Below are 21,178 nucleotides of genomic sequence, written 5' to 3'. Positions count from 1 at the left end.
TAGGGAAATATAAAATAAGTAGTGTGTTTATATTGAACCTAGGGTTGAATCCTTGCTTTACAATTAAAAACCTGGCTAAAAGAAGCATTGCAAGTATCTAATATTTTAACTTTGGGTTTGCGTTCCCTTGTTTATTTTATTTATAAAACAAGCGGCAGCTATACTTAAAAAGTTTAATATTGGGATTAAAAATCCTTAGTTCAAAAAGACCGGATTGCAAATCCGGACCAGTAGATTAAAAGAAGCATTGCAAGTATCCAATATTGTAACTTTGGGTTGTGTTCACTTGTTCATTTTATTTAAAAAAACAAGCGGTAGGTATCCGTAAAAAGTTTAATATTGGGATTAAAAATCCTTAGTTCAAAAAGACCGGATTGCAAATCCGAACCAGTAGATCGTATGTTTATGATGAACCTCGGATTGAATACTTGCTTTACAATTAAAAAACCTGGTTAAAAGAAGCATTGAAAGTATCCAATTTTGTAACCTTGCATTTGCGTTCTCTTGTTTATTTTATTTGTGAAACAAGCGGCAGGTATCCGTAAAAAGTTTAATATTGGATTAGAAATTACTGGCGTTCGAAGAATGTATTTGTTATGCAAAACCCAGCTTGACATCCCAATTAGAAAGTTCAAAATTATTATAATATTATCTTTTTGATGGGATGCCGCAGTCACTAACTGACCTATAAGGTTTTCAAAACCTTATAGGTCAGTTAGTGACTTTTTGTCTGATTTAAAGATAGATAATATCTAATAAAAAAACACCGGTAAAAGAAGCATCATCTCAACCTTCATCACAGCAAACTTTTCAAACTTTCCAAAGTATCCGCTTCCTCCATTTTCTTATCGTGCCGCCAGCGTAAAATCCGAGGAAAACGCAAGGCAATTCCTGATTTGTGCCGGGATGATTTATTAATCCCTTCAAAACCAATTTCAAAAACCAGTTCTGGTTTTACCGTTCGTACCGGTCCGAATTTTTCCAGCGTATTCCGTTTTACAAAAGAATCAACCTTGCCAATTTCCTGGTCAGTTAAACCGGAATAAGCTTTGGCAAAAGGAACCAAACGATCACCATCCCAAACGGCAAAAGTGTAATCGGTATAAAGATCAGCTCGGCGGCCATGGCCTTTTTGTGCATAGATCATTACGGCATCTACAGAAAGCGGATCGATTTTCCACTTCCACCAATCGCCGCGTTTGCGCCCAACCTGGTAAGTTGCGTTTTTTCGTTTCAGCATAATCCCTTCAGAAACCATTTCCCTGGATTGTTTCCTGATCTCTGCCAGTTCTTCCCAACTATTAAAATTAATGATGGGCGATACACGAAATATAGTGCTAAAAGAAGTATCGCGCTGTAATTGCTCCAATATTACGCGGCGTTCTGTTTGTGTTTTACTTCGGATGTCTTCGCCTGCAAATTCCAAACAATCATAAGCAATAAAAGCAACCGGGTTTTCTTCTAATATTTTTTTGGTAAGGTTTTTTCTTCCGATACGCGTTTGCAACAGACTAAAAGGCAGCGGCAGTTCATCTTTAAAAGTAAGCAGTTCTCCATCTAAAACCGTTCCGTCTGGCAAGGCCTGAATGAAAGGATGGAGTTCCGGAAATTTATCGGTTGCCAAATCTTCGCCCCGGCTCCAGATAAATATTTCTCCTTTTCGATGGATGATTTGTGCCCGGATGCCATCCCATTTCCATTCTGCCTGCCACTCGTCAGCATTTCCTAAAGCCGTTTGCATTTCCTCTGGTGATTTTTGCCTTTCGGAAGTTTCCTGTATCGGATAAGCTAAAAAGAAAGGATAAGGCCGGGAAAGATCATCCAATGCGCCTTGTTCTTCCATTAACTGCTCGAAAGTATAAACTTCTGGATCCCAATTTCCCATAATCCGATGCGTAAGTGTAGCAGCATCCAGTTTAGATATTTCGGCCAATGCTTTTACAACTAAATTTTGAGAAACGCCAACGCGAAAACTACTGGTCAGCAATTTATTAAAAACAAAACATTCCTGGCGCGACAAAGAAGCCCAGGATTCGGTCAGCCAAATTTTGCGTTCGGTTTCGTCGAGTTTGTTTAAATGGTTTATTTCTGCAATCCATTCCGTTAAACTTTTATCAGAAGATTTAGTGTTGATTGGAAGCAGCAAAGAAATAGTTTCGGCCAGATCTCCAACCACCTGGTAGCTTTCTTCAAATAACCAAACCGGAATATTAGCTAATTCAATCGCCCAGTTTTTAACTAATGTGGAATTGATATGGCGGCGCGGTTTTCTGCCGGTAAACAAAGCAAGCATGTGCATTTTATCCGAATCGTTTACCGTTAAAAAGTAAGCTTTAATGGCATTTACCTTTTCGTTGGTTTTGTTGGTTTCATCTAAAGCGGCAAATAAGGCGGCAAAGTGTTTCATGTTGATTGTTTTTTAAGCCTCACCCAAATCCTCTCCAGGAGAGAGGGCTTGCCTTTCTGGCAATGATGCTTCTTTTACACCTGTTTTTTCGTTATGCGTCTCCGCTTTTTCTCCCTTCTCCTCTGGAGAAGGGTTGGGGATGAGGCTTTTTTCTCCTTCGGGGATGGAGCTATCCTCATCATCACCATATAAAGTATGAACCTCATGCGCATCAAACCCAATCTCTCTTAAATAACGAGAAAAAGTAGCTGTATAACCATGGGTTAAATAAACAGATTCGCAACCCGTAGCATCAATTGCTGAGATCAAGCCATCCCAATCGGCATGATCTGAAAGTACAAAGCCACGATCAGCAGCACGTCGTTTTTTGGCGCCGCGCACGTTCATCCATCCCGAACAAAAACCAAATTCAAAAGGTGCGAGCTTTCTCATCCAATTACTTCCAACTGCCGATGGCGGCAACAGCACAATGCCTTTTTTTATTTCTTCTTTCGGAATTTCCGGCGTGATTCTTACTGTTTTTGGCAGATCAATTCCGTTTCTGCGTAAAGCATCATTGGTATTTTCGATAACACCATGCGTAAAAACAGTACCAAGCGAAAGATCAAGATTGCAAAGAATCCGCTGTGCTTTTCCCAGCGAATAACCTGCAATAATGGTTGCTTTTCCTTCTTCTATGTTTTTCTCCCACCAGCGGTTTATCTCGTTAAAAATCAATTGCTGCGGTTTCCATTGATAAACCGGCATACCAAAAGTACATTCTGAAATAAAATGATGACAGCGTACAGGTTCAAAAGGCGTAGAAATACCGTCGTCTTCCACTTTATAATCTCCGGAAACTACCCAAACTTCTCCCTTATATTCTACCCGGATTTGTGCCGAACCAATAATATGCCCGGCAGGGAAAAGCGAAATCTGAACACCGTTTTTATAAACCGTTTCTCCGTAAGGAATGGTTTGAAGTGAAATATCAGCGCCTAAACGATATTTTAAAATTTCTCTGGAAAGATCATGAGCTAAATATCTTTTACTTCCGGTTCGCGCATGATCTGCATGGGCGTGGGTAAGCACAGCATCATCTACCGGTTTCCACGGATCAATGTAAAAGTTTCCTTCGGCACAAAAAATACCATTATCAGTAAACTGGAGAAGTTGTTTTGCCATCGGTATGATAACCGGAGAAGCGGCAATTTAGTTTGAAACAAAAAACCTCCGGGGTTTAGCCGGAGGTTTTGTATCAGGATTGCGGTTTTAAACCAATATAATCTGTCAGGATTTGTCCGGCTTCTATTTTCAGGAAATCGGCATCCTTGTCTTTAGTCCGTGGTTCGCCTTTAATCAGAGGTTTTAAACCAAGCGCTGCCCTCCGGGCGTTATCATGTGCTAATGTTTTGGCATCGTCTTCTTCGTGCTGTTTTTTAAGCTCTGCTTCATTTAAGGTAACGGTTTTTTCGGCATCCCTCTTTTTATAGTCTGCAATATCTTCCAGCAGGTTTTTGTAATTTACATTAGTTTGCATCCGAGTATCGTGTAGCGTTTTAAGCTGAGGGATAACCGCAGCAAAATTGCCTACAGGTGTATAACTGCTTCTGGCGATCATATCGAACGGCAGGGCAGAAGGCTCCGTATCTTCGCCATACTTATCTAAAGGAATAGCTGATGGAAACTTGATATCCGGAATTACACCTTTATGCTGGGTAGAACTGCCGCTGATCCGGTAAAACTTAGCAATAGTGAGGTTAATCTGGCCAAAACTGGTTGGTGTACCTGTACTGGCAGGAGCTGATTTACCTTTTACGCTTGCTAATAACCTTGAAAAAGAATTTCCAATTACCTTATCCAAATCAATTGCTGATTGTACAGTTCCTTTACCATAAGTTTGAGTGCCAACAATTAATCCGCGACCGTAATCCTGAATGGCACCTGCAAAAATTTCGGAAGCTGAAGCACTGAAACGGTCAACCAGAACAGCCAAAGGCCCATTCCAGGCAATAGATGGGTCATCGTCATCATCCTGCTCAATTCGGTTTTTAACATCCCGGACTTGAACCACTGGACCGGTTTTGATAAATAATCCGGTTAATTGTATCGCTTCCGGTAAAGAACCGCCACCGTTCTGGCGTAAATCCATTACAATACCATCTACTTTTTGTGCTTTCAGGCTGTCAATAATCAGCTTTACATCGCGGCTAATGCTGCGGTAGTTTTTATCTCCGGCCTGGTAGGCTTTATAATCCAAATAAAACCCGGGGACATTGATGATCCCTATTTTAACGGTTTTACCATTTGAATTATAAGTTCTGATCTCTTTGCTGGCCAACTGGTCTTCTAAAACTATCTTTTCGCGTACCAGCTCCACAATTTTGGGGTTGGTAGTTGTTTTTCCTTTGGGAAGGATTTTCAAGCGTACAGTTGTCCCTTTCGGGCCTCGGATTAAGGTGATCGCATTATCTAAACGCCAGCCAATAATATCCTGAAATTCGCCGTTTTTACCTTGTGCTACGCCAATAATACGATCGTCTACCGTTAACAATTTGCTTCGCTCTGCCGGTCCGCCTTTTACAATAGTTTTGATAGTTACATATTCATTTTCGGATGATAATGATGCACCAATACCTTCCAATGACTTAGACATATCAATATTAAATTGAGCTGCGTTACTTTGGTTGAAGTAATTAGTATGGGGATCGATCGACTCGGTAAAGGCATCCATAAAAAGCTGGAAAACATCCTGGTTATTTAGCTTTGCCGATTGTATAATCAGGTTTTCATAACGTTTTTTAAGCGTTTCTTTATTTTTTGTTAGATCGGGCGTAGCCAGGTTTAGGTTTAATAAATCATACTTTACCCGTTTGTCCCAAAACTTATTTAAATCGCTAACCGTCGAAACCCAGGGCTGATCTTCCCGGTTAAACATAAACTCATCCTTTTGTGTAAAATCGTAAGTTTTGTTCAGTTGGTCCAGGGAGTATTTTATCCTTTCATTGTAGCGTTTCTGGTAAACGTTAAAAATGTAAAATACATGGTTCAGTTCGCCGTTTTGCAAATCATCATCCAGCTGCGTTTTGTACTGGTCAAAATCGTTTAAATCAGAAGCCAGAAAATAATTATGGTTTTCATCCAATGATTTAATGTAACGGTTAAAAATTACCGTTGAAATGGAATCGTTTAATTTTATTTTTTTGTAATTATAATTGGTAATCATTTCGGTTACTTCTTTACAAACAATTGCCTGTTGTTCGTCCGGTTCTAAATTTTTAGAGCCTGCAACTTTTATTGGCTGTCCGGGTGTAGCATGGCAAGCTACAGAAGCACCCAGAATAGCCATCATATATAACTTCTTGAACATATTTTTTATAAACATTAAATTAATCTCAATACCAAACATTCGTCTTTTTAGTAAATACAGTTTGCTAATCTAAAACAAAAAAAAGACAGTCAAAATGACTAACTCCGTCAATGATAACAATATTACAATCAATTGTTTTTTACAATAATATCCTTAAAACGCCGCATCTTGCCAATGCTGTTTTTATCGCCTATTTTTCTTTATCAACATTATAAGTGTAACGTTTAAAAAACTCTTGTGTCTTTTAATACGAAAGCAGATTGCAATTGGAAGCCGTTTTTACAGATAAACATTTTGACCTTGTTGCCAGGTGTAAGCAAGGCAACAAAACGGCTCATTTTGAGCTGTACAAACTTTATTCTAAATCTATGTATAATGTGGCATTGCGCATTGTAAATGATACGGATGAAGCAAACGATGTGTTACAAGAAGCTTTTGTAGATGCTTTTGGCAGGATTAAAGATTTTAGGCAGGAAACAACTTTTGGTGCCTGGATCAAACAGATTGTAATCCATCGGGCAATTAATTTTTTAAGGAAAAGAAAAGCAGAACTGGTTGGCCTGGATGAAACGGATGTTGATTGTTTAGCTAATGAAGAAGAAACGGACGATGAAGAAACAGAATGGAAAATTGAGCGGATAAAAGAAGCAATGCAATTATTGCCAGAAGCTTACCGTGTGATATTTTCGCTTTATCTGCTCGAAGGTTACGATCATGAGGAAATTGGACAAGTGCTTCATATCAGCGTAAATTCATCCAGAACGCAGTTTTTAAGGGCAAAAAGAAAGCTGATTGAAATTTTAAAACAAAAAGGACATTTAAAATGAGCAAGGGATTAGAGGATTTTATCAAGCAAAACAAAAATGAGTTTAACGATCAGGAACCGGAAGCTGATTTGTGGCCGAAAATAGAAAAACGTTTACCAGGACAAGCCATTGCAAATCAACCTAAAAAAACTTTTACGCTGGGTTTTGTATTACGCGTTGCCGCTTTGGTAATGCTGGTAATGGGCGCAGGCTTTATTTTTTACCTGCAAAAACAGCATCAGCAGCCAATTGATCTGGCCAGGATTAACCCGGAATATGCACGGCAGCAAATGCATTATGCCTCTGAAGTTGAAAGCAAGAGAGTTGAACTGAAAACGATTGCAAAGTCTGATCCTGAATTATATCAGGAGTTTAATTCAGAAATTATAAAGATGGATTCAACTTATAAAAAATTGAACAAAGAATTGGTTGCAAGCCCGAACCAGGAAAGGGTTTTGCGTGCGATGATCCGAAATTTGCAGATACAAACAGAGTTGCTAAATCAGCAACTGGAAGTAATTGAACAATATAATCAAACAAAAAAACAAGAAAACCATGGCACTAAAAATATATAAAACGGGCTTTCTGGCATTGCTTTTTGGAATGCTGTCCTTTTCAGAAGGATTTGCACAGCAGGCATCGCCTAAAAAACCGGAAACAGCAGAGCAGCAAAAGGATTATCAGCAGAAAATAAAGGATTTGCAGCAAAGCATGCGCGATTTGCAGAAGCAGGTGCTGGATCTGAGGCAACAGCACACCAAAGAGCTATTGAAGCAAAATGCTGAAAACCTGAAAGAACTTCGTTTTATGAGGTTAGATACGATCACTAATTTTATCAGGATTGACAGCCTTAAAAATTTTAGCCGGGCATTAGCCAATAACATCAATGGCTTAACCCACATCGAGATTTTGCACAATGGTTTCAGTTTTAACGATGCTGACGGTAATAAAGGAAAGCAACCGGGAAATTTAATCGAAAAAACAAAAACGTTTAGCAAAAGCTATCCGGTTAATAAAAACGATAAGCTGACTATCGATAACCAATACGGAAAAATAACGGTGAACACCTGGAATAAAAATGAATTTAAGGTTGATGTAGAAATCAAAGTAGGTACTACAGATGAAGCAGAAACACAGAAACTGCTGGATGGCATTAATATTGTTTCTGCACAGGACCAGGCTGGTGTTTCTTTTAAAACCAATATCGAAAAACAGGACAATAAAGGCACGTTTAGTATCAACCGGATCGTGAACAATTACAGGGGCAACCGCACTATTTCGGTTAACTATACTGTTTTTATGCCGGTAAAAAATGCATTGGATATTACCAACCGTTTTGGCGCCGTTGTTTTACCTGATCTGGAAGGGCGGGTTACCATCCACAACTCTTATGGAAAGTTTACCGCAAAAGAATTAAGCAATACGGCAAATAATATCCGTTTACAATTTATTGATGCTGATATTGAAGCCTTAAATGGCGGAAACTTAAATTTTGAATACGGAAACTTAAAAATAGGTACAGCAAGCAACATGAATGCCGTAATGGGATTTTCTCCGGTAAACATTGAAAGGCTTAAATCATCAGCCAATATTAAAGTTCAATATGGTTCTGGCTTAAAAATTAATAACCTGGACAAGAACCTTAAAAACCTGGATATTGATGCCAGTTTTGCCAATGTTTCTTTGGATTTGAACGGATCAGAAAACTTCCTTTTTGATGTAACGGTAAAACATACTCAGTTTACCTACAATGATAGCCGGATTAAATTACTAACCCAGCCAGACAGCGGCAGCGACCATAAAATTAACTTTATTAAAAATTATAAAGGTTATGTTGGTAAATCAGGATCAGACAATAAAGTAACCATCAAATCTAATTTTCAGCGCGTTACTTTTAACTAAGTTTAATAAAAGTTCGTCATAAAGCAACCCTGACCAAATTTTGGCAGGGTTTTTTGTTAGTTTCGCCATAAGAAATAGCTTTTATGGAATTTTTAACCCAACCCGAGGCCTGGATATCACTAATTACTTTAACCATCCTGGAAATTGTTTTGGGGATTGATAACATTGTATTTATTTCTATCCTTTCTGGAAAACTACCTGCCAATCAGCAAAATAAAGGCCGGAAGTTAGGCTTGTTCCTGGCCATGTTTACCCGGATTTTATTGTTGCTTTCGCTTACCTGGATCATGAGTTTAACCAAACCTATATTTAATCTTTCGCATTTTATAGGTATTACCGACCCGGATTGGGTAGAAAAACTGGCTATTTCCGGACACGATTTGATCCTGATTATTGGAGGGCTGTTCCTGATCTATAAAAGTACCAGCGAAATCCATGAGCGGTTTGAAGGCGGTGATGAAGACAAGGAAAATATAAAACCGCATTCTTTCTGGTCAACTATTATACAAATTGTGTTGCTGGATATTGTTTTCTCGCTCGATTCTGTTATCACTGCCGTTGGTATTGCAAGCCATCTGGAAGTGATGATTGCCGCTGTGGTTATTTCTGTTGGCATTATGATGTGGGCTTCGGGTACAGTCGCCCATTTTGTAAACGCACATCCAACCGTAAAAATGCTGGCATTATCATTTTTATTGTTGATTGGTTTTTCGCTGCTGGCAGAAGGCTTTGATCAGCATATTCCAAAAGGTTACTTATATTTTGCCATGGGTTTTTCTATTATGGTAGAAACGCTGAATTTAAAGCTACGCGCCAAATCAAAAAAGAAATTGGGAAATGTAGTGTAAAAGAAGTGTTTTTTCGTTCTCATTTCGACCGCAGGGAGAAACCTTCTTCAAATCATTCTTGCTTACCATACTTCTTTTACCATACAAAACTTTATGCATTCCCTTTCGATGAAGATTCCTCCTTTATCGGAATGACAGCAGCGTATAAATCAGTAGCTCAATTCACCCTGCATAACAAACCTTTCAAATACTCTCCTTCGGGGAAGGAAGAACGGATCGGATGATCTTCCGGCTGCACCAACTGACCGATAAACTGTACTTCTTTACCAGCATCTAATGCTGCCCATGCCAGAATTTGTTTAAAAGTAGGCATATCCATCGCACCAGAACAAGAATACGTAGCAAGCAAACCACCTTTATTCAGCAGCAACATAGCCAAGCGGTTTAAATCTTTATAAGCGCGGGAAGCACGGTCTAAAGCCGAACGCGAAGGTGCATATTTTGGCGGATCGAGAATGATGAGATCAAACTTTTCCTCTTCGTCCCTAAACTTCCGCAACTGTTTATTCACGTCAGATTGAATAGCAATGCTTCTTTTAGCATCAAAATTATTGAGCCGGATATTTTTCTGCAAAGTTTCAATTGCAAGTGCAGAACTATCTACGCTGGTAACCAATTTGGCGCCTTGTTGCAGGCAATTTAAACTAAAACCGCCGGTGTAAGCAAAGCAATCCAACACTTTTTTGCCGGCAGCATGAAGTGCAACTAATCTTCTGTTATCACGCTGATCGCAGTAAAAACCTGATTTTTGTCCTTCGGAGATGCTTACTTCATATCGGATCCCGTTTTCTTTCACCTCCACAAAATCCGGCGGGTTACTGCCGTAAAGCAAGCCAAAAGAAGCTTCCAATCCTTCGTGCGAACGCGAAGCAGTATCACTTCTGTCGAAAATGCTTTCCGGCTGAAGCAGTTTTTGCAGTTCATCGATCCAAACCTCCTTTACCTTTTCTATACCGAGATTGAGGACCTGTACCGAAAGATGGCCGGCGTATTTATCAACGATCAGGCCCGGTAAAAAATCAGCTTCACTAAAAATTAACCGGCAAGTATTGGTTTGCTCATTTAAAACTGTTTTCCGGTTATTTACAGCAGTTTGAATCCTGGTACGCCACCATTTTTCATCGATAAAAACAGCATCGTCCCATTCGAGCAAACGCACGGCCACGCGTGATTGGTTGTTGTAAAAGCCATAAGCCAGAAAATCGCCTTTGCTGTTTAGCGTTTTTACGATTTCACCGTTTTCGGGTTTCCCTTTTACAGTTTCAATTGCTCCCGAAAAAACCCAGGGATGGCGTTGTAATACTGCTTTTTCTTTGCCTTTTTTTAGAAATACTTCGTTCATTAAAAACAAAGGTAGGATTTGGGGCGGAAAGGCGGAGGGTTGGGAAGGGAGAAAAGTGCTGGAAGGGTTTGCTTTAAATTTCCTTACATTGAAATCTCTTTCAATAACTCCTGTAATTCTTTGGTAGTGAGATTTTCTTTTTCTGACTTGTCATAAATGTTCAACAGATAAACAATTTCGGCTGTAATTACAACATTGATGATTACTCTTGCGCCGCCAGATTTTCCTTTACCTTTCGAGAAAATAGATAATCGTATTTTGTAACAATTATCACCAATCGACGTGCCTTGTTTAGGGTTTTCTTTTAAATTTTTAACAAGCTCAAGTAGTTCGTTTTTTAACGAAAAGTATTTTTTTGTCAGTCGTTTTACTTGCTTTTCGAAAGTTTTAATGGTTATGACACTATAGCTCATTAAGAAAATCTTCAGCATTACGGCCTTGTTTTTTCCCGGCCTTGATTAGTTTCATTTCTTCTACGGCTTCTTTAATTTCTTTAATAAGCAAAGCCTTGCTATCAGTAATAGGAATTGTTTTTACATAATGTAGGCCTTTCAATACTTCAAGTAATGAACTTGCTTTATCGTCTTTGATATCTAATAATACTTTCATTTAATATAAGTTAACAAGTTAAAAAAGCTTGCATTAAAGATTTCCTTTCTGCTTTTCCTTCGATAATATCAAAAGCTTCATTCAAACCTTTTTCCAATTCTTCAAGTGTTTGCTGCCGCAATTCTTCTTTAGATAATTCCGCAGCAACCACTTCTCCGCCCAGGCCTTCAATAAAGCTGGATACTTTTTGTGTCGATCCTTCCGGGATCCGTATGGTTAAAGTTGTCATTGCAATTGATTTAATAGTTAAAGATATAAATAAGAAACGGTTAAAACTCCTGATAGCTTCACCTTCAATACTGTTTTTACCCTATAAAAATTAAGATGGGATATGATAAGTTTTACAGATGGCCCCGGTTATTTATCCGGATAATTTTTTATGTAAATAATCATGCTAATATACCCTATTTGTATCATACGTATATCGTGCTTATATTTGTACGTATTAGAAATTTTATGGATACAAAACTCACTTTAAAGCTGGATACAGCTATTATCGAAAGGGCAAAATCTTATGCCAAAACAAAAAATATGAGTTTGTCTAAATTGATCGAAAATCATTTAGATTTTTTGACAGATAATAAAGAAAAAGTTGCTGTTACACCTTTTGTAAAAAGCCTTTCAGGTACAATCCCACTAAATTCAGATTACGATTATAAGGAAAGTTATAAAGATCATCTTTCCAAAAAGTACATGAAGTAAAGTATAATGGAAAGAGTTTTTGTGGATACAGATATTTGCCTGGATTTACTTTCTGGCAGAAAACCATTTAACAGTTTTGCTGAGCAATTATTTTCTTTAGCTGACAAAAAAGAAATTGAAATTTGTGTATCTGCACTATCTTTTTCAACCATTGATTACATTTTGCATGCGCAGTACGCTGTAAAAAATCCACGGCAATTGATCGCTAAATTTAAAACCCTTGTTACAACTTTATCAGTGGAAAGCAGGACCATTGATCTGGCGATTGCTTCCGATTTTGATGATTTTGAAGATGCTATTCAATATAATACAGCAATCGAAAATGAAATTACTGTTTTAATCACCAGGAATATTAAAGATTATAAAGCGGCACAAATTAAAGTGATAACTTCTGAAAGTTATCTGGTCAAAAATTTATAAAAAGCAGGTTTTATTATTCCTTTAGCTGCGATAAATACTGTTTTTAACACAATAAAATCAACATGAGATATTACAGTTTTACAGATGATCCGGTAGTTTCGCCGGATGATTTTTTTATGAAATTGGCTTTGAAAGAAGCAGAAGCGGCGTTGCAGGAAGATGAAATCCCGATTGGGGCTTTGGTGGTTTGCAACGGACAAATTATTGGTCGCGGACATAACTTAACAGAGCGGTTAAATGATGTTTCTGCACATGCAGAAATGCAGGCATTAACTGCAGCAGCAAATGCAATGGGAGGGAAGTATTTGCAAAATTGTACGCTTTACGTAACTATGGAACCTTGTGTAATGTGTGCCGGTGCAAGCTATTGGTTCCAGATTGGTAAAATTGTTTTTGGTGCCCATGATCCTAAACTTGGCTTTGGCCGTATCAACCAGCGTATCACACACCCTAAAACTTTAATTACCGGCGGCATTATGGAAAATGAATGTGCAGAACTGGTACGCTCGTTTTTTAGGAAAAAGCGAATTAAAAATTAGTCTTTACAGAACAAATTTTCTTTTTGTGTCTTTATATTTTAGTACAAAAATCTCACATTAAATTCATTTATTACCGGTAAAAACAGCACGGGTAAAAATTTTATGTAGGTTTGTATCAGTCACAATTTATTAACCATTAAATAAAATCGTATGGCATTTGTATTACCGGCGTTACCTTACGCCACAGACGCATTAGAACCGCATATTGATAAGATGACGATGGAAATCCACCATGGCAAACATCATCAGGCTTATGTTACCAACTTAAACAAAGCTTTGGAAGGTAAACCAGAAGCGAACAGTCCTATCGAAGATATCATCAAAAACATTTCTAAATTTCCGCCTGCTGTTCGTAACAATGGTGGTGGCCACTATAACCACACCATGTTTTGGACTTTATTATCTCCAAATGGCGGCGGCGAACCTTCCGGCGAATTAGCTTCTGCAATTACCAGTGCTTTTGGTTCTTTTGCAGATTTTAAAACCAAATTTGCAGAAGCTGGTGCAACCCGTTTTGGTTCTGGCTGGGCTTGGTTAACTGTTGGTGCTGATAAAAAATTACAAGTTAGCTCCACGCCAAACCAGGATAACCCATTAATGGATATTGCTGAAGTGAAAGGCACGCCAATTTTAGGAATGGATGTTTGGGAACACGCTTACTACCTGAAATATCAGAACAGAAGGCCGGATTACATAACCGCTTTTTGGAATGTAGTAAACTGGAACCAAGTAAACGAGTTGTATAAAAAAGCTACCGCTTAATACTTCTTTTATTACATAATTTCAGCCGGCACGGATAAACATTCATGCCGGTTTTTTTATTTCATTAATTATGAAAGCTATTGTTTTAGAAGCTGCGGATAAGCCGCTTATATTAAAAGATGTGGAAAAACCTAAGGCTGAGCTTGGCGAAGTCCTGGTACAAGTAAAAGCTGCGGCATTAAACCGCCGCGATTGGTGGATAACCAAAGGGCAGTATGCGGGTATTAAATATCCTTCTATTTTAGGTTCTGATGGTTCTGGTATTGTTGCAGAAGTTGGGCCAGGTGTAGATCAGAGTTGGATTGGTAAAGAAGTGATTATCAATCCGGGAAATAACTGGGGCGAACATCAGGATTATCAAAGCAAAGAGTTTAAAATTTTAGGTTTGCCTGATAGTGGGACCTTTGCAGAATATGTAAAAACCGGTGCAGAATATCTCTACCCAAAACCCGCCCATTTAACCTGGGAACAAGCTGCAGCCATTCCGCTTGCCGGTTTAACCGCTTACCGTGCTTTGTTTACCAAGGGAAAAGCTAAAAAAGGCGATAAAGTATTAATTGTTGGCGTTGGTGCCGGAACAGGTTCTTTTGCATTGCAATGGGCTGTTGCTGCAGGATGCCAGGTTTTTGTTACTTCCGGTACAAGCGAGAAAATTGAAGCAGCACGAAAATTAGGCGCTGCCGCAGGCGTAAATTACAAAGCGCAGGATTGGGCCGAACAGTTGAAGCAATTGGCCGCGGGTTTTGATGTCATTATTGACAGTGCTTTGGGTGAAAGCTTTGCAAAATTGCCCGATTTGTGCAACCCTGGGGCAAGGATTGTTTTCTTTGGAGGAACAGCAGGGAATTTACCGGCACTAAATGCACGTAAGATTTTTTGGAAGCAATTGCAACTTTTAGGAACGACGATGGGAACGCAGGAAGACTTTAAGGCGATGCTGGAATTAATTAATGAACACAAAATTGTTCCGGTTGTGGATGAAGTTTTTGATTTGGCCGATGCAGAAAAAGCAGTTCGTAAAATGGATAATTCTGCACAATTTGGTAAAATCGTGTTGCGGAACTGATGCTTCTTTTATCGCATAAAAAAAGGCGTATTAGATTTCTACTACGTCTTTTTTCTTTTTGCTGCGCATTCGTTTCGGAATAAAGTCTATTATTTCATTTTTTAAAGCATCAATCATTTTACGTTTTAAAAAACTTTTCTGTATCACTAAACTAACTTCGCGTGCCGGTTCCGGCGATTTAAAATACCGTACTTTATCTAACTGCTTTACGGTCATCTCTTCCAAAGCCAGTTCCGGTAAAATTGTTGCGCCGTTGTTTTGGTCAACCATGCGTTTCAATGTTTCTACGCTTCCGGTGTTGTATTCAAAATGCTGAAAACTTTTGGTGCTGCTTTTACGCTGGCAAATATTTAAAACCTGGTCGCGCATGCAATGGCCTTCATTCAAAATCCATACTTCTTCCAGGTTAATATCATTAGGTAAAATGCTTTTCTTTTTAAATAAGGAACTGTTTTTAGAAACGTAAGCTACAAAATTTTCATAAAAAACAGGGATCTCTACTAAGTTATTTTCGTGTAATGGGGTAGAAAGCAACCCGCAATCCAACATGCCTGTTTTAAGCTGTTGTATAATTTCTTCTGTGGTTTTTTCCCATACAATTAATTTAACTAAAGGATACTTCTCTACAAAACCATTGATAATTTTAGGAAGCAAATAAGGTGCAACCGTTGGAATAATGCCAATTTTCAATTCGCCGAAAAGCTCCTTTTGCCGGTCGCTCACAAGTTCTTTAATCTTCTGGTTTTCGATAAGAACAGTTCTGGCCTGATTGATAATTTCTATGCCAATATCTGTAGGGACAACAGGTTGTTTGCTGCGGTCGAATAATTTTACGCCCAGTGTTTCTTCCAGTTTTTGTACCTGCATGCTTAAAGTTGGTTGTGTAACAAAGCATTTTTGTGCAGCTACTACAAAACTACGGTAAGTATCTACAGCAATAATATACTCTAATTGAACTAAAGTCATAGCAATAATTTTATATCAAATATACTAATTATCAATTTTATCTATTGTTTTTATTACTTGAATAAAGTATCAATAAAATTGATAGTAACACCAATAAGAAATAAAAAAGCATTTAGTGTAAAATAGCATGCTTCTTTTAGCACACAAAAAAGCGCCTTGATTTTAATGCCAACGCGCTCCTTGTTATAGTGTTATGTAGTTTATCTGATGCTTCTTTTATCGGTTAAAAATTTAAATACAACCGATTTTAAAAAAAAATTTCAAAAGTATTTTTTGCTATTCCACTGTTACTGATTTTGCCAGGTTTCGGGGCTGATCGACATTACAACCGCGCATTAGGGCTATATGATAGGCCAGCAGTTGCAATGGAATAGTGGCCAGTAGCGGTAAAAAAGCTTCATCTGTTTGCGGAATTTCGATCACATAATCTGCCATTTTTTTCACTTCTGTATCGCCTTCGGTAACAATTGCAATCACTTGTCCGCGACGTGCTTTCACTTCCTGAATGTTGCTGATTACTTTTTCGTAGGAAGAATGTTTGGTAGCGATAAAAACGACTGGCATTTCTTCGTCGATCAAAGCAATCGGGCCATGTTTCATCTCGGCAGCAGGATAACCTTCGGCATGGATGTAAGAAATTTCTTTTAGTTTAAGCGCACCTTCCAGTGCAACCGGAAAAGCACTTCCTCTCCCTAAAAATAAAAAATTCCGCGCATCTTTAAATTTCGCTGCAATGGTTTTAATTTCCTCGTTGTGCTTTAAAGCCTGCTCAATTAAATCTGGTATTTCATTAAGTTCTGTTAACAAAGTAATCAGTTTGCTTTGGCTAACCGTTCCTTTTATTTGTGCAATGTATAAAGCAATAAGGGTTAATACCGTAACTTGTGCTGTAAATGCTTTGGTTGAAGCTACACCAATTTCCGGGCCGGCATGTGTGTAAACGCCGGCATCCGTAATGCGGGGAATAGATGCGCCAACAACATTACAAATACCAAAAATGGTTGCACCTTTATCTTTTGCCAGTTCTAATGCAGCCATTGTATCGGCTGTTTCCCCGGATTGCGAAATGGCAATTACCAGGTCTTTTTCGGAGATGATCGGATTGCGGTAACGAAACTCTGAAGCATATTCAACTTCTACCGGTACACGTCCGTATTCTTCAATCAGGTATTCGCCAACTAAACCTGCATGCCAGGAAGTACCGCAAGCCACAATAATAATCCGGTCGATGTTTTTAAGCTTTTCGGCATATTCTTTTAAGCCGCCCAATTGTACCCGGCCTTGCTGCGGATAAATACGGCCGCGCATACAATCGCGGATGGAACGCGGCTGCTCATAGATCTCCTTCATCATAAAGTGGTCGAAACCACCTTTTTCCAGCATTTCAAGCTTCAGCTCCAGCTCATGCACATACGGAGTTTGTACAACATTGTCGATGCTTTTAATCAGTAAGTTATTCCTGCTAATAATAGCAATCTCGTTATCATTTAAGTAGATAACGTTTTTGGTATATTCAACAATTGGCGTGGCATCAGAAGCAATAAAATATTCTCCTTTACCAACTCCAATTACCATTGGGCTGCCTTTACGTGCTGCAATTAGCAGATCGGGTTCCTCACTGCTCATAATTACAATGGCATAAGCACCAATCACCTGTGTTAAAGCTATACGTACGGCTTCTTTTAGGCCTAATTTTGTTTCTTCCTGAATGTTTTCAACCAAATGGATCAAAACTTCAGTATCGGTATCACTTTTAAATTCGTGGCCTTTTTCGATCAATGCTTCTTTTAAGGTAGCATAATTCTCGATGATGCCATTATGAATGATAGTCAGTTTTCTATTACCGGATGAATGCGGGTGAGAGTTACGATCGCTGGGTGCGCCATGCGTGGCCCAACGCGTATGCCCCATTCCGGCAGTACCTTTTAAAGGAATATCTTTGACGAAATTCTCCAGGCCGCTTACTTTTCCCGCCTTTTTATAAACTTTAAGGTCCTGGTCTAACAAGGCAACACCTGCACTGTCGTAACCGCGGTATTCTAAGCGGTGTAAACCTTTTATAAGAATAGGATAAGCGTCCCTATTGCCTATGTATCCAACAATTCCACACATAAATGTATCGTTAAAAAGAGTATGCTAAATATGGATATTACTTAATTAATGCGGGCGTATAAATAATATTCAGCTTCATTTTATAAGCAGAAGTTTTATCATTTCCTGCAACCAATCTTCCTGCACTGTAAACAGAACCGGTGCTATATTCTATGGATGTTGTATTATCGTAATCTGCTGCAGCAAGAAAAGTTCCGTAATCAATCGTTTTGCCTGAAATTAAATCACCAATATAACTTGTTATTACAAAATGATATTCATTTTTTTTGCTATCATAAAATCCTCCGAAACCGGTTAAGTAATTAGATATCGTAGATAAAGAATAAGTCCTTACATCACTGGTACTGGCATCGGGTATGTAAGTTCGTTGTTTAGCAACATTATAACGGTACATGGTTAACCTTGGCACAGGTAAAAAAGGATAAAGTTGTGTGCCTGCTACCGGTGTTATAATTAACTCTGCCCGGTTTAAGGCCGCATTCCCTATAATCTGTTTTACATTAGTTGCGAGGGAAGGAAAGCTGATTTTAGTTCTTAAGCCTGCTAAGCCCTGTATGTAAACTGTACCTGATGACTTGCCTGCTGCACCATTGATTAAAGCATCCGGGATAACCGTACCCGTATAGTCATGTTTAATTTGCGAAGCAAAATTACCTGATGCCGGAAAAGAAGCCATTACTGTATCAATTACACCTGCAGTGCTTGTGTTTTTATAATAAACATCCAGGCTACATGAATCTGTTAACAAATAAAAATTACCGCCAGGCCCACCTGTAGTTTGTGCTTTGTCAAAAGTTAGGTATAAGCCTTTAAAATACCTTTTAAAAGCTTCGGTGCCAATTAATTTTAAAGAATCGGCACTTAAAATACTACTTTTAACAAAAGCGGTATTTACCGGGATCCGGATTTGCGGCGGCAATTTTTTCAGTGTATCTTTTGCACCGGTAACAATTTGTAAAACATTTACACTGTCGCTTGGGCGTGCATGAAAACTCCCTGTGCCAATTAAAGCACTGTTGTAAGCCCAGGCTTTGGTATTATAATAGGTTTGGTTTAAAGGCTGTTCTGCCAGTTGATAAACGTTTAGTTTATAATTAGTTGAAGTAGTATCGCCATAAAAGCCTTTTGCATAACGCAATACCAAAACTGCCGAGTCTACAGTAACTGTTCCGGTAGGTTTGGTAAAAGCAACACTGCCGGGCGTACCCATAGACAATGCTACGTTGGCTTCTGTAATACCAAAAACGGGGTCTTTATAATAAGCTAAAGGTGCTATATAATAAGTGCCTCCTTCCCTTGAAGCGATAAGGTTACTGGTAACAACACTATCATCTTTTAAGGTGCTTGTTTTGATAGAAACGGTATCCAGTAAAGTACCGTTAATAACTTCGGAAGGATCAATAGCTAAACCAACAGCATCAGGTTTTTTACAACCACTTAAAATAAAAAGACTTATTAACAATGTCAATAAGTCTGTTTTAACAAATTTCATATACGATTCAAATCTTATGCAACATGTACCAATTCGTCGTTGGTAATTTCTTCGTAAAAGTTGTAAAAATTTTCCGGATCAAGTGTTAAATCGTAATCCAAAACAGGTTTACCTGCCTTTTTAACATTATTTAACAGTTCCGGGCCAACTTCGCTGCTGCCAATAACAATTCCGTCTGCATACTGCAAAGCACCGTTATCTAAAGCTAAATTAGTGCCTTCTTTATAAGTTTCGATGTTTTTTTCAGTCATACCGTTCATTACTGCTTTTTGTGCAAAGCCGGCATTCAGTGTTTCACTAAAATCATTGTTATACAGAGAATAGATTACTTTAGAATTTTTAAAAGTAGGGTCATCTTTATAACTGGTTTTAACATAAGCAGGAACTAAAGAGGTTAACCAGCCATGGCAATGGATAATATCCGGCGCCCAGCCTAATTTTTTTACCGTTTCTAACGCACCCTTGCAAAAGAAGATCATGCGCTCATCGTTATCGGCATAAAACTTGTTTTCTTTATCCCTTAAAACATATTTACGCTGAAAGTATTCTTCATTATCCAAAAAGTAAACCTGCATGCGTGCAGCGGGTATAGAAGCTACTTTAATAATCAGCGGGTTATCATTATCATCAATAATGATGTTCATGCCCGAAAGGCGGATCACTTCATGTAAACGGTTCCTTCGTTCATTAATGTTTCCAAACCGCGGCATCAGGATCCTGATTTCAAATCCTTTCTCCTGCATAGCCTGCGGAAGCTGACGGGTGATTTCGGAAATTTTAGAAAGTTCAAGAAAAGGCGACATTTCTTGTGTAATAAACAAAAGCTTCGATTTACTCATCTTTTATTGTTGTTAATTATATGTAAAGAAATTTACAATTAAGGGTACAAAGATAAACATTATCTTATGATTAATCAATCAATTGTGCAAGTGGATAGTAGTATATTTTAATCAAATGTTCAAATTTGAACTCAATTTAATTTATACGCTTGGAAATCTTTAAAACAATTGCAGCACTGCAAGGTCATCTGCAAAACCCGGATCGTAAAAAACCGGTAGGGCTGGTGCCAACAATGGGCGCTTTGCATAGCGGACACCTGACATTAATAGAAACAGCAAAAGCACAAACGGCAACAGTAGTCTGTAGTATTTTTGTAAACCCTACGCAGTTTACAGATACCACCGACCTGGACAAATATCCGAGGCCAATTGAAGCCGACATTGAAAAACTGAAACAAGCCAAATGTGATATTTTATTTATGCCTGATGTGCAGGAAATGTACCCGCAAAAAGAGTATTGGCATTTAGATATTGGGGAGATAGAACACCGGTTAGAAGGTCGGTTTCGCCCCGGGCATTACCAAGGCGTAATGCAGATTGTTTATAAGCTTTTTATAGCTGTAAAACCTGATTTTGCTTTTTTTGGCCAAAAAGATTTTCAGCAGGTCAAGGTGGTTGAAAAAATGGTTGAACTGAAAAGCCTTCCGGTAAAATTGGTAATGTGCCCGATTATCCGCGAAGCAGACGGACTGGCTATGAGTTCCAGGAATATCCATTTAAGCACTGAAGAAAGAAAACATGCGCTGGTCCTGTCGTATGCTTTGCATCAACTTAAAAAAAGTTATGTAAAAGAAGCATCAGCTGAATTGGTTAAAGAAGCAGCAGAAATGATTAGTATTGAGCCACAGGTTCAATTAGAATACCTTGAAATAGTAAATGCAAATAATCTGGATAATGATTTAAGCGATGACAGTAAAGGCGTTATTGCTTTGGTTGCTGCAAAGGTTGGAAAAACCCGGCTGATCGATAATATGATGCTAAGTTGAAAAACCTTTTTTATATTAATATTACCTTTGT

The 21,178-nt window shown here is 38.4% G+C and carries 21 protein-coding genes; 10 read left to right on the top strand and 11 right to left on the bottom strand.

Annotated elements, in window-relative coordinates; all coding sequences use genetic code 11:
* Positions 1 to 796: 796 nt before the first annotated feature.
* The 3 genes from GO621_RS07215 to GO621_RS07205 form a co-directional block, all read right to left on the bottom strand.
* The gene (locus GO621_RS07215; protein WP_157565558.1) at positions 797 to 2,407 is read right to left on the bottom strand and encodes an ATP-dependent DNA ligase; all 1,611 of its coding nucleotides are present in this window, start codon (positions 2,405 to 2,407) and stop codon (positions 797 to 799) included.
* Positions 2,408 to 2,419: 12 nt separating this feature from the next.
* A complete protein-coding gene (locus GO621_RS07210; RefSeq protein WP_157565556.1) occupies positions 2,420 to 3,571 on the bottom strand; it encodes a ligase-associated DNA damage response exonuclease in 1,152 nt (383 codons plus the stop codon).
* A 73-nt stretch (positions 3,572 to 3,644) separates the two neighbouring features.
* The gene (locus GO621_RS07205) at positions 3,645 to 5,756 is read right to left on the bottom strand and encodes a carboxy terminal-processing peptidase (protein ID WP_198170164.1); all 2,112 of its coding nucleotides are present in this window, start codon (positions 5,754 to 5,756) and stop codon (positions 3,645 to 3,647) included.
* Between the two features lie 266 nt (positions 5,757 to 6,022).
* Here GO621_RS07205 and GO621_RS07200 point away from each other — a divergent pair, with 266 nt between their 5' ends.
* The 4 genes from GO621_RS07200 (at position 6,023) to GO621_RS07185 (ending at position 9,312) form a co-directional block, all read left to right on the top strand.
* Positions 6,023 to 6,583 (top strand): RNA polymerase sigma factor, encoded by a 561-nt coding sequence (locus tag GO621_RS07200; RefSeq protein ID WP_157565692.1) that lies wholly within the window; start codon positions 6,023 to 6,025, stop codon positions 6,581 to 6,583.
* Positions 6,580 to 7,137, top strand: a complete 558-nt coding sequence (locus GO621_RS07195; RefSeq protein ID WP_157565552.1) for a hypothetical protein — start codon at positions 6,580 to 6,582, stop codon at positions 7,135 to 7,137. The genes GO621_RS07200 and GO621_RS07195 overlap by 4 nt, the downstream gene beginning before the upstream one ends.
* Positions 7,118 to 8,464 carry a coiled-coil domain-containing protein gene (locus GO621_RS07190; RefSeq protein ID WP_157565550.1) on the top strand — a complete coding sequence of 449 codons (1,347 nt, stop codon included), beginning with the start codon at positions 7,118 to 7,120 and terminating at the stop codon, positions 8,462 to 8,464. Before GO621_RS07195 ends, GO621_RS07190 begins: the two co-directional genes overlap by 20 nt.
* 83 nt (positions 8,465 to 8,547) lie before the next feature.
* Complete coding sequence (locus GO621_RS07185; protein WP_157565548.1) at positions 8,548 to 9,312, top strand: TerC family protein; 765 nt, start codon at positions 8,548 to 8,550, stop codon at positions 9,310 to 9,312.
* A gap of 157 nt (positions 9,313 to 9,469) precedes the next feature.
* On the opposite strand, the gene GO621_RS07180 is transcribed toward GO621_RS07185, so the two are convergent.
* The 4 genes from GO621_RS07180 to GO621_RS07165 all read right to left on the bottom strand — a co-directional run bounded on the left by GO621_RS07180 (position 9,470) and on the right by GO621_RS07165 (position 11,492).
* Entirely contained in the window at positions 9,470 to 10,654 is a 1,185-nt protein-coding gene (locus GO621_RS07180; protein WP_157565546.1) for a class I SAM-dependent rRNA methyltransferase, read from the bottom strand.
* 83 nt (positions 10,655 to 10,737) lie between these two features.
* Positions 10,738 to 11,085 (bottom strand): type II toxin-antitoxin system RelE/ParE family toxin, encoded by a 348-nt coding sequence (locus GO621_RS07175; protein ID WP_232335604.1) that lies wholly within the window; start codon positions 11,083 to 11,085, stop codon positions 10,738 to 10,740.
* Positions 11,057 to 11,263, bottom strand: coding sequence for a hypothetical protein (locus GO621_RS07170; RefSeq protein ID WP_157565544.1), 207 nt, complete (start codon positions 11,261 to 11,263; stop codon positions 11,057 to 11,059). The genes GO621_RS07175 and GO621_RS07170 overlap by 29 nt, the downstream gene beginning before the upstream one ends.
* A 10-nt stretch (positions 11,264 to 11,273) precedes the next feature.
* A complete protein-coding gene (locus GO621_RS07165) occupies positions 11,274 to 11,492 on the bottom strand; it encodes a hypothetical protein (RefSeq protein WP_157565542.1) in 219 nt (72 codons plus the stop codon).
* A 227-nt stretch (positions 11,493 to 11,719) separates the two neighbouring features.
* Here GO621_RS07165 and GO621_RS07160 point away from each other — a divergent pair, with 227 nt between their 5' ends.
* The 5 genes from GO621_RS07160 (at position 11,720) to GO621_RS07140 (ending at position 14,752) form a co-directional block, all read left to right on the top strand.
* Positions 11,720 to 11,965 carry a DUF6364 family protein gene (locus GO621_RS07160; RefSeq protein WP_157565540.1) on the top strand — a complete coding sequence of 82 codons (246 nt, stop codon included), beginning with the start codon at positions 11,720 to 11,722 and terminating at the stop codon, positions 11,963 to 11,965.
* Between the two features lie 6 nt (positions 11,966 to 11,971).
* The gene (locus tag GO621_RS07155; protein WP_157565538.1) at positions 11,972 to 12,385 is read left to right on the top strand and encodes a type II toxin-antitoxin system VapC family toxin; all 414 of its coding nucleotides are present in this window, start codon (positions 11,972 to 11,974) and stop codon (positions 12,383 to 12,385) included.
* A gap of 62 nt (positions 12,386 to 12,447) precedes the next feature.
* Positions 12,448 to 12,924: a nucleoside deaminase gene (locus GO621_RS07150; RefSeq protein WP_157565536.1), complete on the top strand. Its 477-nt coding sequence runs from the start codon at positions 12,448 to 12,450 to the stop codon at positions 12,922 to 12,924.
* 150 nt (positions 12,925 to 13,074) lie between these two features.
* On the top strand, positions 13,075 to 13,686 hold the full coding sequence (locus GO621_RS07145; RefSeq protein WP_157565534.1) for a superoxide dismutase: 612 nt from the start codon (positions 13,075 to 13,077) through the stop codon (positions 13,684 to 13,686).
* A 70-nt stretch (positions 13,687 to 13,756) separates the two neighbouring features.
* Positions 13,757 to 14,752 (top strand): quinone oxidoreductase family protein, encoded by a 996-nt coding sequence (locus GO621_RS07140; RefSeq protein ID WP_157565532.1) that lies wholly within the window; start codon positions 13,757 to 13,759, stop codon positions 14,750 to 14,752.
* Positions 14,753 to 14,782: 30 nt separating this feature from the next.
* On the opposite strand, the gene GO621_RS07135 is transcribed toward GO621_RS07140, so the two are convergent.
* The 4 genes from GO621_RS07135 to GO621_RS07120 all read right to left on the bottom strand — a co-directional run bounded on the left by GO621_RS07135 (position 14,783) and on the right by GO621_RS07120 (position 20,161).
* A complete protein-coding gene (locus GO621_RS07135; protein ID WP_157565530.1) occupies positions 14,783 to 15,718 on the bottom strand; it encodes a hydrogen peroxide-inducible genes activator in 936 nt (311 codons plus the stop codon).
* Between the two features lie 276 nt (positions 15,719 to 15,994).
* Positions 15,995 to 17,830 carry a glutamine--fructose-6-phosphate transaminase (isomerizing) gene (glmS, locus tag GO621_RS07130; RefSeq protein WP_157565528.1) on the bottom strand — a complete coding sequence of 612 codons (1,836 nt, stop codon included), beginning with the start codon at positions 17,828 to 17,830 and terminating at the stop codon, positions 15,995 to 15,997.
* 37 nt (positions 17,831 to 17,867) lie between these two features.
* Positions 17,868 to 19,322, bottom strand: a complete 1,455-nt coding sequence (locus GO621_RS07125; RefSeq protein ID WP_157565526.1) for a DUF4270 domain-containing protein — start codon at positions 19,320 to 19,322, stop codon at positions 17,868 to 17,870.
* A 14-nt stretch (positions 19,323 to 19,336) separates the two neighbouring features.
* Positions 19,337 to 20,161: a glycogen/starch synthase gene (locus GO621_RS07120; RefSeq protein ID WP_157565524.1), complete on the bottom strand. Its 825-nt coding sequence runs from the start codon at positions 20,159 to 20,161 to the stop codon at positions 19,337 to 19,339.
* 149 nt (positions 20,162 to 20,310) lie between these two features.
* Between GO621_RS07120 and panC the strand changes: the two genes are divergently transcribed.
* Positions 20,311 to 21,147: a pantoate--beta-alanine ligase gene (panC, locus tag GO621_RS07115; RefSeq protein ID WP_157565522.1), complete on the top strand. Its 837-nt coding sequence runs from the start codon at positions 20,311 to 20,313 to the stop codon at positions 21,145 to 21,147.
* Positions 21,148 to 21,178: the final 31 nt, after the last annotated feature.

The organism is Mucilaginibacter arboris (assembly GCF_009754915.1).
Taxonomy (GTDB): domain Bacteria; phylum Bacteroidota; class Bacteroidia; order Sphingobacteriales; family Sphingobacteriaceae; genus Mucilaginibacter_A; species Mucilaginibacter_A arboris.
Note: the sequence above shows the minus strand (reverse complement) of the source record. Positions and strands in the feature narration are given on the sequence as shown.